The organism is Campylobacter sp. CFSAN093226, assembly GCF_012897595.1.
Taxonomy (GTDB): Bacteria; Campylobacterota; Campylobacteria; order Campylobacterales; family Campylobacteraceae; genus Campylobacter_D; species Campylobacter_D jejuni.
In genome coordinates this window covers 1012977-1036479 of record NZ_CP040608.1, presented here as the reverse complement: position 1 = coordinate 1036479, position 23503 = coordinate 1012977, and the positions used below count along the sequence as shown (strand labels likewise).

General features: G+C 30.0%; 24 protein-coding genes. 16 read left to right on the top strand and 8 right to left on the bottom strand.

From position 1 onward, the window contains the following. Position 1 precedes the first annotated feature (1 nt). Together FBF02_RS05375 and sstT are read right to left on the bottom strand one after the other, a co-directional pair. The gene (locus tag FBF02_RS05375) at positions 2 to 889 is read right to left on the bottom strand and encodes an aspartate carbamoyltransferase catalytic subunit (RefSeq protein ID WP_002852714.1); all 888 of its coding nucleotides are present in this window, start codon (positions 887 to 889) and stop codon (positions 2 to 4) included. Between the two features lie 9 nt (positions 890 to 898). Further along, positions 899 to 2122: a serine/threonine transporter SstT gene (gene sstT / locus FBF02_RS05370; protein ID WP_002858067.1), complete on the bottom strand. Its 1224-nt coding sequence runs from the start codon at positions 2120 to 2122 to the stop codon at positions 899 to 901. A 140-nt stretch (positions 2123 to 2262) separates the two neighbouring features. On the opposite strand from sstT, the gene metK reads away from it, so the two are divergent. Next, positions 2263 to 3459: a methionine adenosyltransferase gene (gene metK, locus FBF02_RS05365; RefSeq protein WP_002852836.1), complete on the top strand. Its 1197-nt coding sequence runs from the start codon at positions 2263 to 2265 to the stop codon at positions 3457 to 3459. A 236-nt stretch (positions 3460 to 3695) separates the two neighbouring features. Here the strand turns inward: metK and FBF02_RS05360 are convergent, their stop codons facing one another. Next, a complete protein-coding gene (locus tag FBF02_RS05360) occupies positions 3696 to 5021 on the bottom strand; it encodes an apolipoprotein N-acyltransferase (protein ID WP_002852744.1) in 1326 nt (441 codons plus the stop codon). Here FBF02_RS05360 and yajC point away from each other — a divergent pair. The 15 genes from yajC to FBF02_RS05285 are packed head-to-tail and all read left to right on the top strand — an operon-like array spanning position 4994 to position 20930. Beyond that, a complete protein-coding gene (gene yajC, locus FBF02_RS05355) occupies positions 4994 to 5266 on the top strand; it encodes a preprotein translocase subunit YajC (protein WP_002786346.1) in 273 nt (90 codons plus the stop codon). The genes FBF02_RS05360 and yajC overlap by 28 nt on opposite strands. Beyond that, positions 5259 to 6839, top strand: coding sequence for a protein translocase subunit SecD (gene secD, locus FBF02_RS05350; RefSeq protein ID WP_002857963.1), 1581 nt, complete (start codon positions 5259 to 5261; stop codon positions 6837 to 6839). Before yajC ends, secD begins: the two co-directional genes overlap by 8 nt. Further along, on the top strand, positions 6839 to 7810 hold the full coding sequence (gene secF, locus FBF02_RS05345; protein WP_002858025.1) for a protein translocase subunit SecF: 972 nt from the start codon (positions 6839 to 6841) through the stop codon (positions 7808 to 7810). The genes secD and secF overlap by 1 nt, the downstream gene beginning before the upstream one ends. A 9-nt stretch (positions 7811 to 7819) precedes the next feature. Next, positions 7820 to 10249 (top strand): leucine--tRNA ligase, encoded by a 2430-nt coding sequence (leuS, locus tag FBF02_RS05340; protein ID WP_002852890.1) that lies wholly within the window; start codon positions 7820 to 7822, stop codon positions 10247 to 10249. Beyond that, positions 10246 to 10758 (top strand): LPS assembly lipoprotein LptE, encoded by a 513-nt coding sequence (gene lptE, locus FBF02_RS05335; protein ID WP_002852685.1) that lies wholly within the window; start codon positions 10246 to 10248, stop codon positions 10756 to 10758. The genes leuS and lptE overlap by 4 nt, the downstream gene beginning before the upstream one ends. Then, positions 10742 to 12139, top strand: a complete 1398-nt coding sequence (locus tag FBF02_RS05330; protein WP_002858150.1) for a hypothetical protein — start codon at positions 10742 to 10744, stop codon at positions 12137 to 12139. Before lptE ends, FBF02_RS05330 begins: the two co-directional genes overlap by 17 nt. Continuing rightward, complete coding sequence (locus FBF02_RS05325) at positions 12105 to 13289, top strand: folylpolyglutamate synthase/dihydrofolate synthase family protein (protein WP_010891906.1); 1185 nt, start codon at positions 12105 to 12107, stop codon at positions 13287 to 13289. Before FBF02_RS05330 ends, FBF02_RS05325 begins: the two co-directional genes overlap by 35 nt. Continuing rightward, complete coding sequence (locus tag FBF02_RS05320; RefSeq protein ID WP_002852904.1) at positions 13276 to 14178, top strand: M23 family metallopeptidase; 903 nt, start codon at positions 13276 to 13278, stop codon at positions 14176 to 14178. The genes FBF02_RS05325 and FBF02_RS05320 overlap by 14 nt, the downstream gene beginning before the upstream one ends. Continuing rightward, on the top strand, positions 14115 to 14510 hold the full coding sequence (locus FBF02_RS05315) for a polymer-forming cytoskeletal protein (protein ID WP_002859143.1): 396 nt from the start codon (positions 14115 to 14117) through the stop codon (positions 14508 to 14510). The genes FBF02_RS05320 and FBF02_RS05315 overlap by 64 nt, the downstream gene beginning before the upstream one ends. Continuing rightward, positions 14510 to 17446 carry a DEAD/DEAH box helicase gene (locus FBF02_RS05310; RefSeq protein WP_002858240.1) on the top strand — a complete coding sequence of 979 codons (2937 nt, stop codon included), beginning with the start codon at positions 14510 to 14512 and terminating at the stop codon, positions 17444 to 17446. The genes FBF02_RS05315 and FBF02_RS05310 overlap by 1 nt, the downstream gene beginning before the upstream one ends. Position 17447: 1 nt before the next feature. Next, entirely contained in the window at positions 17448 to 18209 is a 762-nt protein-coding gene (locus tag FBF02_RS05305; RefSeq protein WP_002852748.1) for an ATP-binding protein, read from the top strand. Then, positions 18206 to 18892 carry an endonuclease III domain-containing protein gene (locus FBF02_RS05300; protein WP_002858132.1) on the top strand — a complete coding sequence of 229 codons (687 nt, stop codon included), beginning with the start codon at positions 18206 to 18208 and terminating at the stop codon, positions 18890 to 18892. Before FBF02_RS05305 ends, FBF02_RS05300 begins: the two co-directional genes overlap by 4 nt. Further along, positions 18889 to 19701, top strand: coding sequence for a bifunctional hydroxymethylpyrimidine kinase/phosphomethylpyrimidine kinase (gene thiD, locus FBF02_RS05295; RefSeq protein WP_002858043.1), 813 nt, complete (start codon positions 18889 to 18891; stop codon positions 19699 to 19701). Before FBF02_RS05300 ends, thiD begins: the two co-directional genes overlap by 4 nt. Continuing rightward, on the top strand, positions 19691 to 20323 hold the full coding sequence (gene thiE / locus FBF02_RS05290; RefSeq protein WP_002858441.1) for a thiamine phosphate synthase: 633 nt from the start codon (positions 19691 to 19693) through the stop codon (positions 20321 to 20323). Before thiD ends, thiE begins: the two co-directional genes overlap by 11 nt. Beyond that, positions 20301 to 20930: a uroporphyrinogen-III synthase gene (locus FBF02_RS05285; RefSeq protein ID WP_002858312.1), complete on the top strand. Its 630-nt coding sequence runs from the start codon at positions 20301 to 20303 to the stop codon at positions 20928 to 20930. The genes thiE and FBF02_RS05285 overlap by 23 nt, the downstream gene beginning before the upstream one ends. Here the strand turns inward: FBF02_RS05285 and FBF02_RS05280 are convergent. Genes FBF02_RS05280 through fliW form a run of 5 tightly spaced genes read right to left on the bottom strand, consistent with a single transcriptional unit; the run spans position 20927 to position 23454 of the window. After that, complete coding sequence (locus tag FBF02_RS05280; protein ID WP_002859148.1) at positions 20927 to 21379, bottom strand: hypothetical protein; 453 nt, start codon at positions 21377 to 21379, stop codon at positions 20927 to 20929. The genes FBF02_RS05285 and FBF02_RS05280 overlap by 4 nt on opposite strands. Then, positions 21376 to 22038, bottom strand: coding sequence for a hypothetical protein (locus FBF02_RS05275; RefSeq protein ID WP_002858296.1), 663 nt, complete (start codon positions 22036 to 22038; stop codon positions 21376 to 21378). Before FBF02_RS05275 ends, FBF02_RS05280 begins: the two co-directional genes overlap by 4 nt. Then, complete coding sequence (locus FBF02_RS05270; RefSeq protein ID WP_002853046.1) at positions 22035 to 22337, bottom strand: type II secretion system protein; 303 nt, start codon at positions 22335 to 22337, stop codon at positions 22035 to 22037. Before FBF02_RS05270 ends, FBF02_RS05275 begins: the two co-directional genes overlap by 4 nt. After that, a complete protein-coding gene (locus tag FBF02_RS05265; protein WP_002858388.1) occupies positions 22334 to 23065 on the bottom strand; it encodes a pyrroline-5-carboxylate reductase in 732 nt (243 codons plus the stop codon). The genes FBF02_RS05270 and FBF02_RS05265 overlap by 4 nt, the downstream gene beginning before the upstream one ends. After that, positions 23065 to 23454, bottom strand: a complete 390-nt coding sequence (gene fliW / locus FBF02_RS05260; RefSeq protein ID WP_002852982.1) for a flagellar assembly protein FliW — start codon at positions 23452 to 23454, stop codon at positions 23065 to 23067. The genes FBF02_RS05265 and fliW overlap by 1 nt, the downstream gene beginning before the upstream one ends. Between the last annotated feature and the right edge of the window lie 49 nt (positions 23455 to 23503).

The window sequence follows — 23503 nt, the reverse complement described above, 5'->3', positions numbered from 1 at the left end:
TTTATCCTTCATTTTCTAGTATGAGTTTTTTAAGAACAGCCATTCTAATAGCCACTCCATTTTTAACTTGTTTTAAAACTAAAGTCCTTTCATTGCTCATCATTTCATCGCTTATGTCAATATTGCGATTTACAGGGCCTGGATGTAGTAAAATAAGCTTTTTATCCTTTACTAAGCTTTTTTGAATGCAAAAATCATTTGCATAGTCTTTAAGTGAAGCATAAACGGTTTTATTATGTCTTTCTGTTTGTGTTCTAAGACTCATGATAATATCTGAATTTGCTATGATATTCTCATCAAGCTTATAATGTTTTTTAAGATGGGTATTAGGCATAAAATGTGGTGGAGCTACTAGGGTAATATCAAGATTAAATCTACTTAAAAGCTCTATATTGGACGCTGCAACGCGGGAATTTTTGATATCACCTACGATGCAAATTTTCTTACCTTCAACATTACCTTGAAAATGATTATAAATCGTAAACAAATCGAGTAAAGCTTGGGTAGGATGGGCGTGTTTTCCATCTCCTCCATTAACAACTGGACAATGCATATGCTTTGCTAATATCAAAGGAACTCCTGAGTTTGCGTGTCTTACAACAATAGCATTAGGACTCATGGCATCTAAATTAGCAGCAGTATCATAAAGAGTTTCTCCTTTGCTAGAGCTTGATCTTGAAACATCAAGGCGTAAAACCCTAGCACCTAATCTTCTTGCAGCGCTTTCAAAAGATGAAAGGGTGCGTGTAGAGTTTTCAAAAAAAATTGTCGTGATGCTTTTTCCTTCAAGAAAAGTCCTAGGTTTTTCATCTAAGAAATCACTTGCTTCTTTAAAAAGCTCCATAATTTCGACTTTATTAAAATCCTTTGTAGTGATGAGATGACGCATGTTTTTACCTTATTTGATATTGTAATTTAATTCATTTTTAGAACAAATTGCTGTAAAAAGAACATCTGTAGAACTATTTAAAGCAGTTTCAACACTATCTTGAATAACCCCTATAATAAAACCTATGGCAACTACCTTCATAGCAATATCATAGTCTATATTAAATAAAGAACAAGCCAAAGGTATAAGCAGTAAAGATCCGCCCGCAACTCCGCTAGCCCCACAAGCTGCAAAGGTGGCAATAATGCTTAATAAAAAGGCTTGTAAAAGACTGATTTCTATACCAACGGTATTGGCTGCAGTAAGACTTAAAATAGCTATAGTAACTGCTGCTCCTGCCATGTTGATAGTAGCTCCTAAAGGTATAGAAATGCCATAAAATTCTTTATCTATGCCAAGTTTAGCGCAAAGTGCCATATTTACAGGAATATTTGCCGCTGAACTTCTTGTAAAAAAGGCAAAAAATGCACTGTGCCTTAAGCAGATAAAAATTAAAGGAAAAGGATTTTTTCTTGTATAAAAAAAGACTATTAAGGCATTGATAACAAAAGTAACAAAAAGCATAGTAGCTACAAGTAAAATTAAAAGTTTTACATAGCTTAGCAAACCTTGTGCTCCTGTTTGTGCTACAGAATTAGCCACAAGTCCAAAAATTCCAAAAGGGGCAAGTTTTACTACAAATTTAACGATTTTTAAAACCCCTTCATTGATATCTATAAAAACTTGTTTTGCTTCGTTAGAACAGTGTTTTAATGCTATACCTCCAGCTATTGCCCAAGTTAAAATTCCTAAATAATTTCCGCTTGAAAGAGCATTTATGGGATTATCGACAATTTTAAATAAAAGATCTTTGAAAATATCACTCATGTGGGTTGGAGATGAGTTTGTAGCAGTTTGAACTCCATCTAAAACAAGCTTTACAGGGAAGAAAAAATTAGCAAGAACTGCACAAGCTGAAGCAAAAAAGGTGCCTACTATATATAAAATGATAATATTTTTGATCTTAGCACCACTTTGAGAAAAATCTTTAGTGCAAATTGAGGTTAAAATTAAAATAAAAACAAGCATAGGAGCGATAGCTTTTAAGGCACTTGTAAAAAGTATTCCAAGTAAATTTGCAATTTCAGATATTTCTTTAGAGCTAATGCCTATAAGTATTCCTAGTGCTATACCTATGCAAATTTGAACTATGAGGTTGCCTTTAGCGTAGCTTTGAATGATTTTAGAAAACATAAAAACCTTATTAAATATTTTTTATATCAAAAGTTGATTTTAACTAACTTTTGCTTAATTTTAGAGAATTTTTAATTTATCAAGCTTTGATAAGTTTATTTGGATACAATTGTGGTTCATTTTAAATGAAAGGACTTTTTATGTATCTATTCACTTCAGAAGTCGTAAGTGCAGGTCATCCAGACAAGTGCGCTGATATAATCGCTGATACGATAGTGGATATACTCTTGAAAAATGACAAAAATTCAAGGGTGGCGAGTGAGGTTTTTGTCGCAGGAAATAAGGTTGTGATAGGAGGCGAAGTTAAGTCAAATCACAAACTTAGTAAAGCTGATTACGATAATTTAGTTAAAGATGTTTTAAAAAACATTGGTTATGACGGAGCAGGCCATTTTAGCAAAGAGCAGTGTTTACATCCTGATGAGGTTGATGTTATGGTGTTTTTAAATGAACAAAGCCCTGATATCAACCAAGGTGTCGATCAAGAAGATGGCGAAACAGGAGCAGGTGATCAAGGCATTATGTTTGGTTTTGCAAGTTGTGAAGCTGAGGAATATATGCCAGCAGCTATTAGTTATGCAAGAATGCTATGTGATAGAGTTTATGCTTATGCAAAAGCAAATCCACATGAACTTGGAGTGGATATTAAAACTCAAGTGACTATAGATTATGGCACTAAGGCGAATTTTGAAAATTGTAAACCGCAAAGTATTCATACTATAGTAGTTTCTGCACCTTGTGTTGAAAGTATGAAAATAGAAGATTTAAGATCTTTAGTGATGAAACTTATCTTAGATAGTAATTTACCAAAAGAACTTTTTGATCCTAATAAGACTAGAATTTTAATCAATCCAACTGGTAAATATGTTAATCATTCTTCTTTACATGATAGTGGTTTAACAGGAAGAAAACTTATAGTAGATAGTTTTGGAGGTTATTCTCCAATAGGTGGTGGCGCACAATCGAGCAAAGATTATACTAAAGTTGATAGAAGTGGACTTTATGCAGGTAGATGGTTAGCTAAAAACATAGTTGCAGCAGGGCTTGCTAAAAAATGTATAGTTCAACTTAGTTATGCTATAGGTGTTGCAAAACCTACTTCGGTAAGCGTGGATTGTATGGGCACAAATACCAGTGTAAATGACGATGTTTTAAGTGATTTTGTAATGCAAAATTTCTCTTTAACGCCAAATTGGATCCGTGATAAATTTCATCTGGATAAACCAAGTAAAGAAACTTTTCTTTATGCGGATGTAGCAGCTCGTGGGCAAGTAGGACAAAAGGACTATCCTTGGGAAAAACTTGATGCTCTAGAACAGTTTAAAAAGCTACTTTAAAAAATTAACAATATTATACAAGCTTAAACAAGGCTTGTATAATTATAAAGAATTAATAAAGTTATATTAATTTTTGACTTAGAGGGATATTTTTCAATATCCCTCATAAATATAAAAGTTAGGAAGGAAGCTAAATTAATTTAGCTTTGGGGTAAAAACCCCTCTAAGTCAAAATATTGTTTGACAGAATTATAATATAAAATAACTTAAATTACTTTAAAATTAAAATTTTAATATTATTTTTTATCATTAAATATTTCTTTGGATAAATTTTTCCAATCTTTGCTTAAAAGCTTTTTAGGGAGTATAACTATATTCTCTTTGCCATTTGTAGCATGATAAACACTAACCCCATATTTACTTGCATAAAATTTCATTAAGAGTTGCTGGAGTTTGTATTCGCTACTATTATTAAACCAAGCATTGTTGCTTAGGGCTATAATAATTTGTGAATTTTGATAGTTTTGTTCTTTGGTAGCTTCATAACAAATTGCATTTGTGATAATTTGATTATCTAATTTATATTTGCTTTGTATAGGACCTTTGGAAAATTCTTCAATATTTTTGAGAAAATATTTTTTTGTTAAGTCTTTAAAAAATGGAATTTCTTCACCAAAGGGAACTAAAAAATGCTTATTTAAAATATAGACATTGCCTTTTTTAAAGATATAAGTGCTATTGTAAGTATGCTCTTTTTCAACATGAAATGCTCCTGTAATAATGGTGATTTTATAAGATAATTCTTTAAGCATAAGCTCATATTTGGTATTTTTTAAATCAAAAGCAAAAGCGGTTTCAGGCAAGATTACAAGTTCTTTTTTTTCATTTATAGCTTGAAGTATATCTTGAATTAAGATATCAGAATTTGATTTTAAATTTTCTTGTAAAAATTTTTGATCTTGAGAGATATTAGTATTGATGAGTTTGTAGTTTAAATTAAGAGTTTGAGCTTGTTTTTCATTATATTGAAATCCACTAAAGAATAAAATAAGAACAATTGCTATTTTATAATATCTTGATATATAACCCTCATAGATGAAATATGCTATTAAAAATATGCAAATAATGCCACGATAACTTGGGTCAAAAAAACCATAAACTGTAAAAATCCCCCAATTAAACCAATCAAATCCTAAAGGATGGATAAAACTTATGCAAAAAATTCCACAAAGCCTTAAAAAATCAAATTTTAATAAATAACATAATCTAAAAAGTAACCCATAAATAAAACCAATGATAATTGGTATAATTGGTACTAAATAGTTTAGATTAAAATAAATTGAAGATAAACCAATCCACCAAAACCAAAGAATCCCTACAAAAAAACCTATCCAAAAATATTGTTTAGAAGTTTTACTTTTTAGAAGTAAAACTAACCCCCAAATAGCTAAAAATGGACTAATGGTTTGTGTAAAAATATTTTCAAAAAATGATAGATAAATAGAATTTGAAAGTAAAATTGCAATAAAAAAGACTTTTATTATTTTAAAAATGATAGAATTAGTGTTTAATTTTTTTGGAATAAAGGAAAAATATGGCAGAAAATTCAATTTTAACTTCATTGTTACCTCTTGTAGTGTTATTTGCAATTTTTTATTTCTTGGTGATCAGACCGCAACAAAAACAAGCAAAAGCACATAAACAAATGCTTGAGTCTTTGCAAAAAGGAGATAAAATCATCACTAATGGCGGACTTATTTGTGAAGTCGTAAAACCAGAGGAGGATTTTATCAAAGTTAAGCTTAATGAAGACAATGTTACTGCAAAAATTTCAAGAGAATTTATAGCAAAGAAAATTGATGCGTAATTCTAAAATCAATTATCGCTTGATTATTTTTATAGCGGTATTTATTTTTGGAGTGGCTTTTTCACTCCCTTCTTTTTTGCAGTCAGAACGTGGTGCGAAGATTAATTTAGGGCTTGATTTGCAAGGTGGGCTTTATATGCTCTTAGGTGTAGATAATGAAGAAGCTGTAAAATCTAAAATAAAATCAATTGCATCTTCATTGAGTTATTCTTTTAATAAAGAAAATATTTTAAATGATGGCTTAAATACCCATGATGATATTTTAGAATTTACTTTGCTTGATAATGCAGATATTGCAAAAGTTGAAAATTTGCTTAAAGAAATAAAAGGAATTAATATACAAAGTGAAAATATGCACTATAAAATTTCTTTTACCTCAAAAGAAGTAAAAAATATAGAAAATTTTGCACTTTTGCAAGCAGTTGAAACCATAAGAAATAGGCTTGATCAATTTGGTTTAGCAGAGCCAACAGTTGCTAAACAAGGTGATGATAAGATTTTGGTTGAACTTGCAGGGATTAAAACCAAAGAAGATGAACTAAGAGCAAAAGAACGCATCACAAAAGCAGCACATTTGCAACTTATGGAAGTTGATGATTCTAAAATGGGTCAAGCTTCTACAATGAGCGATGCTGAGGCTGCGAGTTATGGACTGATTTTAGTGCCTGATTCTAGAAATCCAAATTTAAAATATACCTTAAAAAGTATACCTATTTTAGATGGATCTATGCTTACTGATGCTAGAGTAGGACTTAGCGATAAGAGTAATTATCCTGTGATTAATTTTACTTTAAATGCCGAGGGTTCTAAAAAATTTGCTGATTATACAGGAGCAAATGTTGGAAAGCGTCTTGCTATTGTACTTGATAATAAAGTATATTCTGCTCCATCTATCAATGAACGCATAGGCGGAGGTAGTGGGCAAATCAGTGGAGCTTTTACTCAAGAAGAAGCACGCGATGTGGCGGTAGCTTTAAGAAGTGGAGCTTTGCTTGCGCCTGTAAAATTACTTGAACAAAGAAGCATAGGACCATCTTTAGGTGCTGATAGTATTAAAATGAGTATGATAGCCTTAATCGGTGCATCAGTTTTTATTGTAGTATTTATGATGATGTATTACGGTGTGGCAGGAATTTTTGCAAATATTGCAATGCTAGTTAATGTTTTGGTAGTAGTTGCCGTTATGGCTATGTTTGGAGCAACTTTAACTTTACCAGGGATGGCAGGACTTGTTTTAACTGTGGGTATGGCAGTAGATGCAAATGTGATTATCAATGAGCGTATACGAGAACTCTTGCGAGATGGAGTAAATATAAGAGTTAGTATAGAACAAGGTTATAAAAATGCTATGAGTGCGATTATAGATTCAAATATCACTTCTTTAGTTACTTCGGTAGCGCTTTATGCCTATGGAACAGGAGCAGTTAAAGGTTTTGCTGTGACTTTGGGAATTGGTATCGTTGTTTCTATGATTACAGCTATTTTAGGAACTCATGGAATGTTTGATTATTTTATGCAACGCATAGAAAAAAATAATAATACAAGATTTTGGTTTGGTTATAGGAGAAGATAATGCAGTTTTTTAGCGAAAAGAAAATTTATGATTTTATGAGAATGCGTTTTGCTGCTATTTCCCTTTCTTTTATTTTGTTTTTTGGTTCTATTTATTTACTTTGGGATAGGGGTTTGCAATATGGCATTGATTTTAGCGGAGGAACTTTAGTTCAGCTTAAATATGAAAATGCAGCTCCTATAACGCAAATTCGAGAAATTTTAGAAAATCAAGGAACTTTTCAAAATTTATCTGTAACTGAGTTTGGAAGCAATGAAGAAGTAACTATACGCTTTTTAGGAAGTAATGATAATGTAAGCAATGATATAGGTGAGCATATAAGCACTCTTTTAAAGGATACGGGAAAATTTGAAGTGCGTCGTGCTGATGTGGTAGGTCCAAAAGTAGGTGATGAACTTAGAAATAAAGGACTTATGGCTATAGCTGTATCTTTGATAGCAATTTTAATTTATATAGCGTTGCGTTTTGAGTGGCGTTTTGCTCTTGCGGCTATAATCAGTGAAATTCATGATGTTGTGATTACTTTAGGAGCAATTTCTTTATTTAAAATTGATGTCAATCTAGATACTTTGGCTGCTGTTTTAACTGTGCTTGGATACTCTTTGAATGATACAATTATTATTTTTGATAGAATCAGAGAAGGTATTAAAACAAGTAAAAAAACCGAACTTGCACCTATTATTAATGAAAGTGTTTCAGCAACTTTATCAAGAACGGTTTTAACTTCAGGGTTGACTTTAGCAACCGTTGTGATACTTTATTTCTTTGGCGGGGAAATGATACAAGGATTTTCTTTGGCTTTAATTGTAGGTATTATAGCGGGAACTTTAAGCTCTATTTTTGTTGCAAGTCCGACATTATTATGGTTTAAATTTAGTGTGCTTGAGTTTAGAAATAAAGAAATTGAAAAAGCAAAAAGAAAACAAGATAAAGAACGCAATCGTGCAATGTATGAAAAAGGAACTGTGTAAGGAGAATTTATGGCTTATGAAGCAAGTTTAATAGAAAAAAAATGGCAAAAAATTTGGGATGAAAATGAATATTTTGAGCCAAAAGATGACTTAAATTTGCCTAAAAAATATATTTTATCGATGTTTCCTTATCCTAGCGGACGCATTCACATGGGGCATGTAAGAAATTATACTATAGGTGATGCTTTAGCAAGATATTATCGCAAGATAGGTTTTAATGTTTTACATCCTATAGGTTTTGATAGTTTTGGCATGCCTGCTGAAAATGCAGCTATTAAACATAAAATTCATCCTAAGTCATGGACTTATGAAAATATAGCTTATATGAAAAAAGAACTTTTTTCTTTAGGTTTTTCTTTTTCTAAAAAAAGAATGCTTGCTACTTCAGATCCACTTTATACAAAATTTGAGCAAGAATTTTTTATTAAGATGTTTGAAAAAGGTTTGATTTACACTAAAGAAGCAAATGTAAATTGGTGTGAACAAGATCAAACGGTTTTGGCTAATGAGCAAGTTGAAGACGGAAAATGTTGGCGTTGTGGTCATGAAGTGGTGCAGAAAAAAATGCCAGGTTATTATGTAAAAATTACTGCTTATGCTGAGGAACTTTTAAAAGATTTAGAAGAATTAAAAGATAAATGGCCTAATCAAGTTTTAACTATGCAAGAAAATTGGATTGGTAAAAGCGAAGGTTTGGAATTTTCTTTAAATTTAGACGAAGAAAGTAAGCAAAAAACCAAAGAAAGTTCTTTAGAAGTTTTTACTACAAGAGCAGATACAATTTATGGAGTTTCGTATATCGCTTTAGCTCCAGAACATAAGATTGTTCAAAATTTGCTTTCACAAAATTTATTAAATCAAGATGTATTAAATAAAATCAAAGTTATTCAAAATCAAAGCCCAAGAGAAAGACAAAGTTCTGAAAAAGAAGGTTATTTTTTAGGAATTTATGCCATTCATCCTTTAAGCGGAGAAAAAATTCCTTTATGGGTGGCTAATTTTGTCTTGGCTGATTATGGTAGTGGAGCGGTTATGGCTGTTCCAGCTCATGATGAAAGAGATTTTGAATTTGCAACAAAATATAATCTTGCCATCAAACAAGTTATTCAAACTCAAGAAAATTTACCTTATATGCAAAAATTAGGAAAATTAATTAATAGTCAAGAATTTGATAATCTTGATTGTAATGAAGCAAGATTAAAAATCATTTCTCAGTTTGAAGCTAAAAATATAGGAAAAAGGGTTGTAAATTTTAAAATTCGTGATTGGGGTGTTTCGCGTCAAAGATATTGGGGTGCGCCTATTCCTATGATTAAATGTCAAAGTTGTGGTATAGTACCTCAAAAACTAGAAAATTTACCTATTACTCTGCCCGAAGATGTGCAAATTACAGGTGAGGGTAATCCACTTGATAAACATCCAACTTGGAAAAATTGTATCTGTCCAAAATGTGGTAAAGAGGCTCAAAAAGAAAGCGATACTTTAGATACTTTTTTTGAAAGTTCTTGGTATTTTGCACGTTTTGCAAGTGATGAGAAAACTTGGCAGGAAAAAGCTTTAGATGAAAAAAGTGTAAAGTATTGGATGAGTGTGGATCAATATATAGGTGGTATTGAACATGCAATCTTGCATTTACTTTATGCGAGATTTTTCCAAAAAGCTTTAAGAGATTTGGGTTATTTAACACAAAATGAACCTTTTGATAGACTTTTAACTCAGGGTATGGTGTTAAAAGATGGTGCTAAAATGTCAAAATCAAAAGGCAATGTTGTAGATCCTGATGAGATTATAGAAAAATACGGTGCTGATACCGCAAGACTTTTTATACTTTTTGCTGCGCCTCCGGCTAAAGAGCTTGAATGGAATGATGATGCGGTTGAAGGGGCTTATAGATTTATTTGCAAACTCTATGATAGGGCGCAAAATGTTAAAAAAGGTGAGCTTGTAGAATTAAAACAAGAAAATTTAAACAAAGAAGAAAAATATGCAAGATTAAAGGTATATGAAGCTTTGAAAAAATCTTTTGAAGTTTATCATCAAAGTTTTGCTTTTAATACTTTAATTGCAGCTTGTATGGAAGCTTTAAATGCTTTAGCACTTTGTAAAAATGAAGCTTTGGAGCAAGAGGCTTTTTATATTATTTTAAATATTTTAGAGCCTATTATTCCTCATGTTTGTTTTGAGCTTAGCGAGGAGCTTTTTAAATGTAAAAATTTCAAAAAATTAGAACTTAAAGAAGAGGTTTTTGTAAAAGATACTTTAAATTTAGCTGTAAGTATTAATGGTAAAAAAAGGGCTGAATTTGAAATTTCAAGTAGTGCGAGCAAAGAAGAAATTTTAGCTTTTGCAAAAGAAAATACTGCTAAATGGCTTGAAGGTAAGAGTATAGTTAAAGAAATTTATGTGGAAGGAAAGCTAGTTAATCTAGTGATTAAATGAAAAAGATTTTAATTTTTTGTATAGGTTTATTTTTAGGTGCTTGTGGATATATTCCTACATCAAAAATCGCTAATAATATTTTCGATGAGAAGGTTTATGTTAATGTTGAATTAAGTCAACAAGACCCAAAAAATAGTATCTATGTTGCCGATACTTTAAAAGAAATGGTAATTTCAAAATTAGGGCGTAAACTTGCTTTAAAACACGAGGCAGATGATGTAATTAATGTTAAAATGAATAATTTAGAATTTATTCCTTTAGCTTATGATAAAAATGGCTATGTTATTAGTTATAAAGCTAAATTAAATTTAGATTTTAATGTTGTCTTTAAAGATGGTTCAAGTCAGGCTTTTAGTACAAGTGGAAGTTATAATTTTGAAATTTCTCCAAATAGTATTATTAGTGATTCTGCAAGGTATGAGGCTATTCGAGCAGCTTCAAGCGAGGCATTTGATGAGTTTATTTCCGTAATTGCTATTAAAGGGCAAAAACGTGATTCCAAATACTAATGAAATAGCAAAGCAAACTTTAATTGCATTAAAAGAAAGAAAACTAAAACCAACTCCTGAAAATTATACGGAAATTTTTGAAGAATTATCTTTAAAATATGGTATCACAAGCTCAAATAAAGCTAAACTTGACAAATACAAAACCTTGCTTTTGCCGATTTATCAACAAGAATTAAATTCTAAAACTATAAGAAGTTTAGAAGAACTAATTAGTTTTTTAATTTCTGTTTTAAATAGACAAAGCGGAAAACAATTTAGTGAATTTTTTGATTTTTTATATACCATATCTAAAACTTTGCAAATAAGTAAGGATAAAAAGATAAGAGATTTGGCTAAGGTGACTTCGATTAGAATTTCTAAAACTATGGATAGTGAAAGTATTTACTTGCTTACTAAAAAATGGAAAGAGCTTGAAAGAAATTATGATGAAAATGACTTAGAAGAACAAGCTCGTAAATATGGCATTAGTAAATATGATGATTATGATAGCGTGATTAAAAAACTCTTAGTCAAGCTTGAAGAGCGTAGTTATGAGCACTTTAGTGAATTATTATGCTTGGGTTTAAATCCTTCATTGGTAGAAGATTTAAAAATTCAAGGTTTTATACAAAATTTAACACAAAAGCCTTTTGTAATAGGCGAAGAAAATTTTAAAAATGAACTAATGGAATTTATAAATCATCGCATAATGGTTGATAATATGTATGTCCAAAAAAATTTAAATTTTTTTAACGATAATCTAAAAAAAATCTATGAATTGCTTGTCTTACTTAATAAATCGAATGAAAAAAATATGGATTTTATCAATACCTTAAAACCAGATGAAAATGGGGAAGTAAAACTTAGTTTTGAGGATTTAAAACTAAAATTTAAACAACTTGGAGAAAAAATTACATCTTTAAATAATCAAATTGAATTCACGCAAAGCTTAGAAGAGAGAGAGGCTTGGAGTGTTCTTAAAGAGCTTGATAAAATGGATGAAAATTTTAATAAGTATAAAGTTAATTATTCTTTAGCTTTATTTTCTATAGTAAATTACCGTTTCATTATGGAAAAATATGGTATGGGAAGTTTGAATGAAATTTTTGTTCGATTTAAAAAAATTTTAAAAGATTCTTGTAGTGAATTTGATGAACTGTGGATGATAGATGAAAAGAGTTATTTGATTGTTTCGCCAGGAAAAAGCAAAGATGAAATTACACAGCTTGTAAATACAAATCTTAAAACTATAGAAAATTTTAGATTTATTTATAAGCAAGATATTATAACTCCTAAAATTCACGTGGCTTATCTTGATAAGCAAAGTAAGCCAAGTATTAATATTTTAGATGAGTTAATAAAGCAAATTGCAGCGGTTAATGAACAACATAATGAAAGTTGAGAATTTTTTAGCTCAAAAAAGTATAAATTACGATAAAATTGATCGTTTTTTGATGTTTAGAATGTATGAAAAATATAAGAAATATTTTAAAAATATTCCTATAATCCAACTTATAGGCACAAATGGTAAAGGTAGCACGGGTAGATATTTAACCCAACTTTTAGAAAATTTAAATTATAAAATAGGGCATTATACTAGCCCGCACATTTTCAGTTTTAATGAAAGATTTTATCTTGATGGTAAGATTGCGAATGATGAAGAATTAGAACAAGCTCATATAAGACTTGAAGAAATTTTTAAACAAGACTTGCAAAAATTAAGTTATTTCGAATATGCTACTTTTTTAGCTATGATTTTATTTCAAAAATGCGATTTCATTGTTTTAGAAGCAGGAGTGGGTGGAGAATATGATGCTACTTCTATTTTTGAAAGAAGAATGAGTATTTTTACAAGAATTGGATTTGACCATATTCAAATTTTGGGCAATTCTTTAGAAGATATTGCAAGAACCAAGCTTAAAGTTATGGCACCTATAGCACTTATAAGTGATGAGCAAGAGCAAAATGTTTTAAATTTAGCAAAAAAAATTGCTTTTTTAAAAAAAGCTAATTTGCAAGTTTCCTCCTTAAATCCTTTTTTGAAAGAAAAATTTGAGATTTATTGTAAAAAGTTTGTTTTACCTTATTTTTTAAAGCATAATTTAAAGCTTGCATTAAAGGCTTGTGAAATTTTAACTTCGCAAGAAAAAACCTTAGAAGCTTTAAAAAAGTTACAAGAGTTAAATTTACAAGGAAGATGCCAAGAAATTTCTCCAAATTTTTTTGTTGATGTGGGTCATAATCCCATGGCTGCTAAGGCCATGCTTGATAAATTTCAAGGAGAAAAAATAAATCTTATTTATAATGCTTATTTGGATAAGGATATTTTTCAAATTTTAAATACATTAAAGCCTATTATTGATACAATACAAATATATAAATATAAAAGTGCAGAACGAAAGCTGGCCGATGATGAAATTTATAGTATTGCATCAAAGCTAGGCATGCAATGTAAAGAATTTGTAAAATTAGAAGAGAATAAAAAAAATCTAGTTTTTGGTTCTTTTATGCTGGTAGAAAATTTTTTAAAGGAGTGGTGTGGTAAAAAATAAATTCACTATTACCATTACAGATATTAACGGTTCAAGACATTTTTATTTAAATCAAATAATCAAAAAAATAGTTTTTTATATTATTGCTTTTATTGTTTTATTTTTAGTTTTTAGTGGTTTTTATATCAAATATCTCGATAGCAAACTTAGTGATATCAGTGAAAAGCGTGAGGAGCTTTTGAAAAAAAGCAAAGAATTGGAATTATCTAATTCGCAAATGCAAAAAAGCATAGAAGAAAAAACTCAGCAGTATGCAGCTATAGAAGATAAAATAGCTTCTTTTGAAGAGGCTTTGGGCTTAGAAGCAGAAAATAATCTTACAATTAGTGCAAGACTTGATAATCTTCAGCTTACCAATGAGCAGCAACTTGGAATTTTGGGGCAAATTCCTAATGGATGGCCTATTGAAAATAAAGGCATTACAGGAAATTTTGGCTGGAGAGAGCATCCGCTTTTAAAAAGAAGGGAATTTCATCCTGGTATTGATTTAAGAGCAGAAATTGGTACTCCTATTTATGCACCAGCAAGTGGAGTAGTGGAATTTTCAGGTTATAGTGATAATGGCTATGGCTATAATGTAATTTTATTGCATAATTTTGGTTTTAAAACAGTATTTGCTCATATGATGCGCAAAGAAGTGGTCAAAGCAGGTCAATTTGTTAATAAAGGGCAGTTGATAGGTTATAGTGGCAATACAGGTCTTTCTACGGGGCCGCATTTGCACTATGAGGTAAGGTTTATTAATAAAACTTTAGAACCTTTGTATTTTTTAAATTTGCAAAGAAAAAATATGAATGATTTTTTTAATCAAGAAAGGAGAGTTCCATGGCAATCTTTAATAAAGGCGGTATCAGCCCAACATCCAGCTCTAGCTCAGAAACAACAGTAATTTCTTCAGGTGCGAGAATTGAGGGTAAATTTTATTTTGCTTCTATGCTTCATGTTGATGGAGAGTTAAGTGGTATTATTCATTCTGAAAGCATTGTGGTTATCGGAAAAAATGGAAATTTAAAAGGTGAATTACAAGCAGATAAAATTGTAGTAAATGGGTGTTTTGAAGGGCAACTTGAGGCTAATAGTTTAGAAATTTTAGCGGGCGGAGTTGTTAATGGTGATATTTCAACGCAAAAAATTTCTATAGAAAATGGCGGTCGCTTTAATGGAACTAGTAAAATTAAAGAAGATACTATCAAACTTATTGAAAATAACAACGAAGAATAATGCAAGCTTCATTTTATGAATACTTACAAAATCCAAAAATTTGTGAACTTTTTCTTTGTAAAGATGAAAAACAAGCAGATTTACTCGCTCAAGTTTCACGATTTAAGGGTTTAAAAACCTTTGTTTTACCTGATTTTAGAGCGCAGTTTGGAGATGATTTAAGGGCTTTTTCTAAAGAACTTTTTGATCTTTGTAAGATTTTAAATGCTTATCATAAAGAAGAAGAAAAAAAAATCCTTATTTCTCCTTTAAATACTGTTTTAAAAAAACTTCCTTCAAAAAAACATTTACAAAATTATCATATCGATAAAAAACAAAATTTTGATTTGAAATGTTTTGAAGATGAAATTTCAAGATTGGGATACGAATTTGTAGATATAGTTCAGGATAAAGGTGAAATTTCAATTCGTGCGGATATTATTGATATTTTTTGTATCAATGAAGAAAATCCTATTAGAATTTTACTTTTTGGCGAAGAGATTGAAAGTATAAGATATTTTGATTTGCAAAGTCAAAAGTCTATTCCTAACGAACTAGAACATTTTGAAATTTGTCCTTTTTTAAAATATTTTGACAAAGAAAATTATGAAATTTTTAAGGACAAATTAGAAGATTTTCAAAGCGATGCTTTAATACATGATATCAATTCTTTAGGCTTTTGGTGTATTGATGATTTTTTTGATTATTTAGAACTTGATTTTTTAGCTTGTGAAAAGTTTGATATTAATGAATATGAAAAAGATATAAGTTTTGTGAATGCAAAAATTTTACCTCAAGCTAAAAAATTTAAAGAATTGCAAAGTTCTTACAATAAAGATTTTTTTGAATTTCATAAAAATAAAAAAATCACACTTTTAGCTAAAAACGAAGCTTTATTTAAAGCTTTAGAGCTTGAAGATACTCAAAATATCCATTTTGTAAAAAGTGATTTAAGGCTTAATCTTATTAGTCCTGAAGAGCTAATTATTTCTTTAAATCAAAAAGAAAAACAAAAAACAAGAAAAAAAGCTAGTTTGATTATAGATGAGCTTAAAAATGGGGATTATATAGTACACGAAGATTATGGGGTAGGTAAATTTTTAGGTCTTGAGATGATAGTGATAAGCGGAGCAAAAAAAGAGTTTGTTGCTATAGAGTATCAAAATTCTGATAAGCTTTTATTACCAGTGGAAAATCTTTATTTGATTGATAAATATTTGGGCGTGAGTGGATCTATTCCAAGCTTAGATAAACTAGGTAAAACAAGCTTTATTAAACTTAAAGAAAAATTAAAGACTAAACTTTTAGCCATAGCTTCTGAAATTGTTATTATGGCGGCTAAAAGATCTTTGGTGCAAGCAAAAAAAATTACAGTGGATTTAAATAGACAGACTGATTTTATAGCTAGTGCGGGTTTTATTTATACAAGCGATCAAGATAAAGCCTGTCATGAAATTTTGCAAGATTTTCAAAGTGGAAAAGTCATGGATAGGCTTTTAAGCGGTGATGTGGGTTTTGGAAAAACAGAAGTCGCTATGAATGCTATTTATCCAGTAGTTAAAAGTGGATTTTGCGCATTTTTATTTGCGCCTACGACTTTGCTTTCTCATCAGCATTATAAAACCTTAAAAAAGCGTTTTGATCCTTTTGATATAAAGGTTTTTAAACTGGATCGCTTTACAAGTAGTGCAGAAAAAAAACAAGTTTTACAAAATTTAAAAGAAAATAAAGCTTGTGTAGTTGTAGGAACTCATGCACTTTTAAGTGTAGAATGTGAAAATTTAGCCCTTGTTATTATTGATGAAGAGCATAAATTTGGAGTGAAGCAAAAAGAAAAGCTTAAAGAAATCACTCAAAATTCACATATTTTATCCATGTCAGCAACCCCTATACCAAGAAGCTTAAATCAAGCTTTAAGTTCTATAAAATCTTATAGTGTTTTGCAAACTCCACCAGAAGATAGAATGGATGTAAGAACTTTTGTCAAAGAAAATGATGACGCACTTTTAAAAGAAGCTATAGCAAGAGAGTTAAGACGTGGTGGGCAAATTTTTTATATTCATAATCATATTGCAAGTATAGAGCAATGTAAAAAGCATCTATTAGAACTTTTTTCTACTTTGCGTATTTTGATTTTACATTCTAAAATCGATGCCAAGATGCAAGAAGAAGAAATGTTGAAATTTGAAAACAAAGAATATGATTTGCTTTTAAGTACCTCTATCGTAGAAAGTGGGATTGATTTACCAAATGCAAATACTATCATAGTAGAAAAAAGCGATCGTTTTGGCATGGCTGATTTGCATCAATTGCGTGGGCGTGTAGGAAGAAGTGATAAGCAAGGTTATTGTTATTTTTTAATTGAAGATAAAAATGCTATCACAAAAGATGCTTTAAAGCGTCTAGTTTCCTTAGAAAGTAATTCTTTTTTAGGCGCAGGTTCTATTTTGGCTTATCATGATCTTGAAATTCGTGGCGGTGGAAATTTATTAGGCGTAGATCAAAGTGGACATATTGAGCAAATTGGATATAGTTTATATCTTAAAATGTTAGAAGATGAACTTAATGCTTTAAGTAAAAATGAAGTGGATCAAAAAGAAAATAAACTTGATTTAAAACTCAATGTTAATGCCTTTTTAAACAGCGAACTTATCAGCGAAGATCGCTTAAGATTAGAACTTTATAGAAGACTTAGCAAGTGTGAGCAAGTTCATGAGGTTTATGAGATCGAAAGTGAAATTGAAGATCGCTTTGGAAAACTTGACATTTATACTAAGCAATTTTTATCTTTGATTACTATTAAAATTTTAGCTTTAAATAAATTTAAAAGCATTAGTAACTATGAGCAAAATATTCAATTTACTGCTTTAAATGATGAAAAAGAACTCATCAAGGCAAAAAGCAAAGATGATGATGATATTTTAGAGGCAATTTTAACGCATTTAAGAAAGGCTTAAAATGGATTGGAATAAAACTTATGCAGCAATTTATAGAGCAAGAAAAGATTATTTAAAGCCTATTTTTGAAATCGATCCTATTGCTTTAAAAGATTTAGTAGGTATGGAAAGTCAAAAAAAAGCACTTTATGAAAATACTTTAAATTTCATTCAAGATAAGGGAGCAAATCACGCACTTTTATGGGGATCTAAGGGCACTGGAAAATCAAGTTTAATTAAAGCTATATTTAATGAATTTAAAGAACAGGGCTTAAGACTTGTCGAATTAAATAAAGAAGATTTATTTGCCTTAGCAGATATCATCGATGAAATCAGATTAGAAAATTTTAAATTCATACTTTTTTGTGATGATTTTTCTTTTGAAAAGGGAGATGATAGTTATAAATTTTTAAAACCTTTACTTGAGGGAAGCATAGAAAAAGCCCCAAATAATGTAATTATTTATGCGAGTTCAAATCGTAGGCATTTATTAAGTGAAAGCATTACTGATAATCTTGATACGCAAATCACACATACAGAACTTCATTTAAGCGATGCTGCTGAAGAAAGATTAAGCTTGAGTGATAGATTTGGTTTGTGGTTAAGTTTTTATCAGGGAAATTTAGAAGAGTATTTAAAGATGATAGATTTTTATTTTAAAGATTATTCTTGTGATAAAGAGCTTTTGCACGCTAAAGCTAAAGAATTTGCTACTCTAAGAGCAAGTAGAAGTGGTCGTACCGCAAAGCAATTTTATTTAGCTTTTAAGGAGAATTTTAAATGACTGGAGCACAAATTTTTACCAAGCTTTTAAATTTGGATTTAAATTATCATGATTTTGATTGGCTTGAAAATCAAGGATTGAGTGAATTTGAGCTTTTAATTTCTGTCGTTTTAACTCAAAATACAAATTGGAAAAATGTCTTAAAAGCTTTAGAAAATTTAAAAAAAGAAAATATTGCAAGCTTAGAACAAATCAATACTTTATCCAATTTAGAACTTGCAACTTTAATCAAGCCTAGCGGGTTTTATAATACCAAAGCCAAGCGTTTAAAAGGCTTAGTAGAAAGTATCATAAACACTTATGAAAATTTAGAAAATTTTAAAACAAATGTAAGCAGAAAATGGCTTTTAAATATCAAAGGTTTGGGTTTTGAAAGTGTTGATGGGATATTAAACTATCTTTGCAAAAGAGAGATTTTGGTTGTAGATAGTTATAGCTTGCGTTTGGCTTTTCACTTAGGTTATGAGTTTGAAAATTATGAAGAATTAAGAGAATTTTTTCAAAGTGGTATAGAGAGTGAGCAAGAAAATTTGTGTAAAATTTTAGGGAGAAAATGCGAACTTTACGAACTTTATCAAATTTTTCATGCTTTGATTGTAGCTTTTGCAAAACAGAGTTTTAAAGGACAAAAATTAAGCCCTAAGGGTGAAGAATGGATTAAAATTTTAAAGGAAGATTTATGAAAGCAAAAGGAAGCGAACTTATACCTGTTTTAACTATAGCAGGAAGCGATTGTAGTGGTGGAGCGGGGATACAAGCCGATCTTAAAACCTTTAGTGCGCACAATCTTTTTGGTATGAGTGTGGTTTTAAGTGTAGTAGCTGAAAATACCGCAAGGGTGATTTCTGTACACGATATACCTACTCAAAGCGTAGATGAACAAATGCTTGCCGTATTTGAAGATATAGTGCCAAAGGCAACTAAAATCGGAATGATAGGTTCTTGTGAATTAATGAGCTGTGTAGCTAAAAATTTAAGCGAGTTTAAACCTCAAAACATAGTGATCGATCCTGTAATGTTTGCTAAAAATGGCTATGCTTTAATGCCGCAAGAAAATTGTGATTTTTTCAAGCAAACCATAGTAAAATTTGCAGACATTCTTACGCCTAATATTCCTGAAGCAGAGTTTTTATGCGGTTTTAAGATCGCTAATGAAGAGCAGATGATAAAAGCAGCTAAGCATTTATGCAGCTTGGGGGCTAAGGCGGTTTTACTTAAAGGCGGACATAGTGAAATAAATGCCAATGATGTGTTTTATGATGGAAAAGAAATTTATATTTTAAAAGGCGAACGCATAGAAACTAAAAATACTCACGGTACAGGTTGTACGCTTTCTTCGGCTATTGCTAGTAATTTAGCTAAGGGCAAGGATTTATTTCACGCTGTTAGTGAAGCTAAAGAGTATGTAAGAAATGCGATTTATTATTCACTTAATCTTGGAAAAGGTTGTGGTCCTACAAATCATTTTTTCAAGTTTCTAGATGAAAAATAAATTAGATCTTAGCCTTTATTTGGTTGCTACTAAGGGAAGTAAAAGCGAGGAGTGTTTTTTAAATACTTTAGAAAATGCTATAAAAGGCGGAGTAAGTATCATACAACTTCGTGAAAAAGAGCTTAATGCAAGAGAATTTTATAAACTAGGCTTAAAGGTGCAAAAACTTTGCAAGTCTTATAAAATACCTTTTTTGATTAACGATAGGGTGGATATAGCTTTAGCCTTAGATGCTGATGGGGTGCATTTAGGACAGGAAGATTTAGAAGCAAAATTAGCTAGAAAGCTTTTAGGAGATGAAAAAATCATAGGCTTAAGTCTTAAAAAGTTAGAACAACTTGAGTTTATACAAGGAGTAAATTATCTAGGTTGTGGAGCTATTAAGGCAACGCCTACTAAAGAAAGTTCGCTTTTAAGCCTTGAGCTTTTAAGTCAAATTTGTGATAAAAGCCCTATAGGGGTTGTAGCCATAGGTGGGATTGACAAAGAAGCACTTGTTGAGTTAAAGGGTATAAATTTAAGCGGTGTGGCTGTGGTTAGGGCGATCATGGATGCTAAAGATGCTTTTTTGGCAGCTAAAGAGCTAAAGCGTAAAATCTATGAAAATTTATCTCTTAAATGAAACTCCTTTTGAAGGGGTGGAAAATCTTATTTTAAATGAGATTGTTTTTTATGATTTTAGTGTGGATTTGAGTTTGTATGATGCTTTAATCTGCACTTCAAAAAATGCTTTAAAAGCTTTACAACATGCAAAAATCACTTTAAATTTCAAACTCAATTTATACGCTGTGGGACAAAGTACAGCTCAATACGCTAAAAATTTAGGTTTTAAAAAGATTAAAATTCCATCAAAGGCTTATGGAAAAGATCTTTTTCTTGAATTTAAAGAGGAGTTAAAAATGCAAAAATGTTTGTATCTAAGGGCTAAAAATATTGTTTCAACTTTAAATTTGGATCTTAAAAATGTAGGTGTGGATTTAGATGAAATGATTGTTTATGAAAATGTTTTTAAAAAAGGCGACAAAAAGCTTATCCATCCTGCTATTTTTATATTCACCTCTCCTTTAAGTGTAGAAAATTTTTTAAAATTTTACAGCTTAAAAGAAGAAGATAAGGTTGTAGTTATAGGGCAAAGCACAGCAAAGAAGCTTTTAAATTTTAAAAATCTTTATATATGCGAAAATCAAAGTCTTTTAAACTGTGTTAAGCTCGCTAAGACTTTGGTTTAATTTTTTAAATTCCAAAAATTTTCTTTGGGATAAATAATAATGCTTTTTGTGAGTAAAATTTCATCATTGACGTTTTTATCACGATTTAAAGCAATACTAATGTGGGCTATAATAACACCATCTTTGCTTAAATTTGCATCGGGATTGAAGTTGGAAAATTTAAAATTAACACATTGTGCAATAGGATAAAAATATTTTATTTTAATCAAAGCTTTTGTGTAATTAAAATATATATTATCTAAACATTCTTTATTTTCTTGCTTTGCTTGATATAAAAAATATTTAGAAAATTGTGTTGCATTGTGACTTAAAATTTGAGCTTGAAGGTAGTAATAACTATCTTGGATTATTTTTGGAGTATAGCTGGATATGTTTAAGGTCAAGCTCATCCATAGACTTATTAGCAGTATTAAAAAAATTGTCCAAATTAAAACATAAGCTTTTTTCACAGTAAAATTCTTTTTTCAAGGCAATGTTTTGTTTGTCTTTTTAGGCAAATTTTTAATTTATTGTTTTGCAGGTTAAATGAGCTTATGTTTTTAGAAATTAATCCTTGTTGGTTTAATTGTTCATTAAATTTTGGCTTTATTTCATATATAAGTTCTTCATTTTGCAATTTGATAACTAATTGAGCTTGCAAAGGAATAAAACTACCTGTAAAATTTGCAGATATACCATTTTCCAAGATAGATATTTTTTCAATCTTATTAATTTTATAAGCATAGCTAATATGTTCATTGTCGTTATATAAATCTTTTCTATTTTGGAGTTGTGTTTTAAAATCAGAATGAGGTGAATAAAGTGTATGATTATTTTCTAAAATAAGAGCAGAATTAATAAGATAAAGTTTATTATCTTTTAGGCTAATTAACTCATCTTTTAAAAGACATTTTAATGTATTCTGTGAAAATGTAATATTAATACAATTTTGTATTAATTTTTCTATTTTAAGCAAGTTTAAATGTGCTTGAGTGATAAGATTGTTTGTATGTAAAGCAGTAAAATTTAAATGATAAAAATCCATTAAAGGTTTTGAAAGTAAGCTAGTTATAAAAGTAAAAAGTATTAGTGATATTATAAGTTCAAAAAGTGTAAAAGCTTTGCTCATTCTTTAAAATAAACGCTATAATTTTGATCTTGAAAGTATAATTTTTGAAATTGAAATATACCGTCATTAACAAACTGTTCTTGTAAAACTATAGGTTTTAAGGCTGAAGTTTGAAGTATGATGGTTTTAAAAATAGGCTTTTCATATAATTCTTCTTGAAGTTTATAGAGTCTTTCAAAAATATTTAAATTTTCATAGTTTTTGTAAAGTTGAATATAGTAATAAAAAATGCCAATGAAAATTAAAGATATGATCGTTATAGCACTAATGCTTTCTATAAGTATGAAAGCCTTTTTCATTTAGCGCTGCTAGCATTTATGGCTTCAAAAAAACTTCCGCGAATTCCTTTTTGTTCGAGTATTTTTATGCCTTTTATTGTAACTCCGCCAGGGGAGCAAATATTTTCTTTGATAATAGCTGGATGTTCATGTTCTAGTAAAGCATTAGAGCTTTTAAATAAAGAGCGCGTAAGATTGAGACTAAGTTCTTTTGACAAACCTTCATAAACTCCAGCATTAGCAATGCTTTCTGCTATAAGTGCTAAAAAAGCAGGAGCGCAGCCGCTAATCGCCATAGCTGCATTCATTTGTATTTCATTATCTAATTTATAAGCCGAGCCAAAAGTTTTTAAAATGTCTAAAATTTCATTTTCAAAATGAGAGTTTTTAAGTATATATGGTGTGGTTGAAGCCTTGTATTTAGCTGCTGTATTGGGTATTATTCTAACATAATTTTGAGCTTTGATGGTTTGTAGTTTTTCAAAATCAACATTGGCTAAAACAGAGATTAAGATACGTGCTTGTCCTTTTAGCATTTGAGCAATATTTTCTAAAGCATAAGGTTTAAATGCTAAAATAACATCTTTACCTTCTATGTTAAAATCTTTGTAAAGTAAGGTTTTAAAGCCTTCTTTGGCGAGGGCTTGAAGTTTTTCTATACTTCTTCCTACTATACAAATTTCATAATCATCTTTTAACCCATAGGCTAAGGCTGTTGCCATAGATCCATTTGCAAGTATATAGAGCATTATTTTTTAATATAATTAGCAATTTGATCAGCTTGAAAAAAGTCGGGATAATTAACTGTATCTAGTATCACTTGTACCATAGTATTATTATCAAGATTAATGACTACTGGAGCTAGAAAATTCACTGTCGATTCTTCAATGCTTTTTGCTATGGCTACTATATTAAAAATTTTCATATTAGATTCAGGTGTTAAAGAAAGAAGCTCTTGATAATAAGTTGGTATATCAAATTCATAATCAGGTCTAATCAAATAAGGATTAATTAAAACAAAAGAAAAGTCTTTACCATCAAGACTTTTAAGTCTTACAAATACTTCATCGATAGTTGAAAATTCCATATTTTTGGTTTCTTCAAAACCTAAGATAGGGCATTTAACAGCTAGGGTCATGTTTTCTCCTCAAGTTATAATGTTTAATATTTTAACATAAAATAAGCAA

What these genes read in the sequence shown, in the direction of transcription:
- FBF02_RS05375 (WP_002852714.1), bottom strand. Translation starts at nt 889, where the DNA reads ATGCGTCATCTCATCACTACAAAGGATTTTAATAAAGTCGAAATTATG.
- sstT (WP_002858067.1), bottom strand. Translation starts at nt 2,122, where the DNA reads ATGTTTTCTAAAATCATTCAAAGCTACGCTAAAGGCAACCTCATAGTT.
- metK (WP_002852836.1), top strand. Translation starts at nt 2,263, where the DNA reads ATGTATCTATTCACTTCAGAAGTCGTAAGTGCAGGTCATCCAGACAAG.
- yajC (WP_002786346.1), top strand. Translation starts at nt 4,994, where the DNA reads ATGGCAGAAAATTCAATTTTAACTTCATTGTTACCTCTTGTAGTGTTA.
- FBF02_RS05360 (WP_002852744.1), bottom strand. Translation starts at nt 5,021, where the DNA reads ATGAAGTTAAAATTGAATTTTCTGCCATATTTTTCCTTTATTCCAAAA.
- secD (WP_002857963.1), top strand. Translation starts at nt 5,259, where the DNA reads ATGCGTAATTCTAAAATCAATTATCGCTTGATTATTTTTATAGCGGTA.
- secF (WP_002858025.1), top strand. Translation starts at nt 6,839, where the DNA reads ATGCAGTTTTTTAGCGAAAAGAAAATTTATGATTTTATGAGAATGCGT.
- leuS (WP_002852890.1), top strand. Translation starts at nt 7,820, where the DNA reads ATGGCTTATGAAGCAAGTTTAATAGAAAAAAAATGGCAAAAAATTTGG.
- lptE (WP_002852685.1), top strand. Translation starts at nt 10,246, where the DNA reads ATGAAAAAGATTTTAATTTTTTGTATAGGTTTATTTTTAGGTGCTTGT.
- FBF02_RS05315 (WP_002859143.1), top strand. Translation starts at nt 14,115, where the DNA reads ATGGCAATCTTTAATAAAGGCGGTATCAGCCCAACATCCAGCTCTAGC.
- FBF02_RS05310 (WP_002858240.1), top strand. Translation starts at nt 14,510, where the DNA reads ATGCAAGCTTCATTTTATGAATACTTACAAAATCCAAAAATTTGTGAA.
- FBF02_RS05305 (WP_002852748.1), top strand. Translation starts at nt 17,448, where the DNA reads ATGGATTGGAATAAAACTTATGCAGCAATTTATAGAGCAAGAAAAGAT.
- FBF02_RS05300 (WP_002858132.1), top strand. Translation starts at nt 18,206, where the DNA reads ATGACTGGAGCACAAATTTTTACCAAGCTTTTAAATTTGGATTTAAAT.
- thiD (WP_002858043.1), top strand. Translation starts at nt 18,889, where the DNA reads ATGAAAGCAAAAGGAAGCGAACTTATACCTGTTTTAACTATAGCAGGA.
- thiE (WP_002858441.1), top strand. Translation starts at nt 19,691, where the DNA reads ATGAAAAATAAATTAGATCTTAGCCTTTATTTGGTTGCTACTAAGGGA.
- FBF02_RS05285 (WP_002858312.1), top strand. Translation starts at nt 20,301, where the DNA reads ATGAAAATTTATCTCTTAAATGAAACTCCTTTTGAAGGGGTGGAAAAT.
- FBF02_RS05275 (WP_002858296.1), bottom strand. Translation starts at nt 22,038, where the DNA reads ATGAGCAAAGCTTTTACACTTTTTGAACTTATAATATCACTAATACTT.
- FBF02_RS05270 (WP_002853046.1), bottom strand. Translation starts at nt 22,337, where the DNA reads ATGAAAAAGGCTTTCATACTTATAGAAAGCATTAGTGCTATAACGATC.
- FBF02_RS05265 (WP_002858388.1), bottom strand. Translation starts at nt 23,065, where the DNA reads ATGCTCTATATACTTGCAAATGGATCTATGGCAACAGCCTTAGCCTAT.
- fliW (WP_002852982.1), bottom strand. Translation starts at nt 23,454, where the DNA reads ATGACCCTAGCTGTTAAATGCCCTATCTTAGGTTTTGAAGAAACCAAA.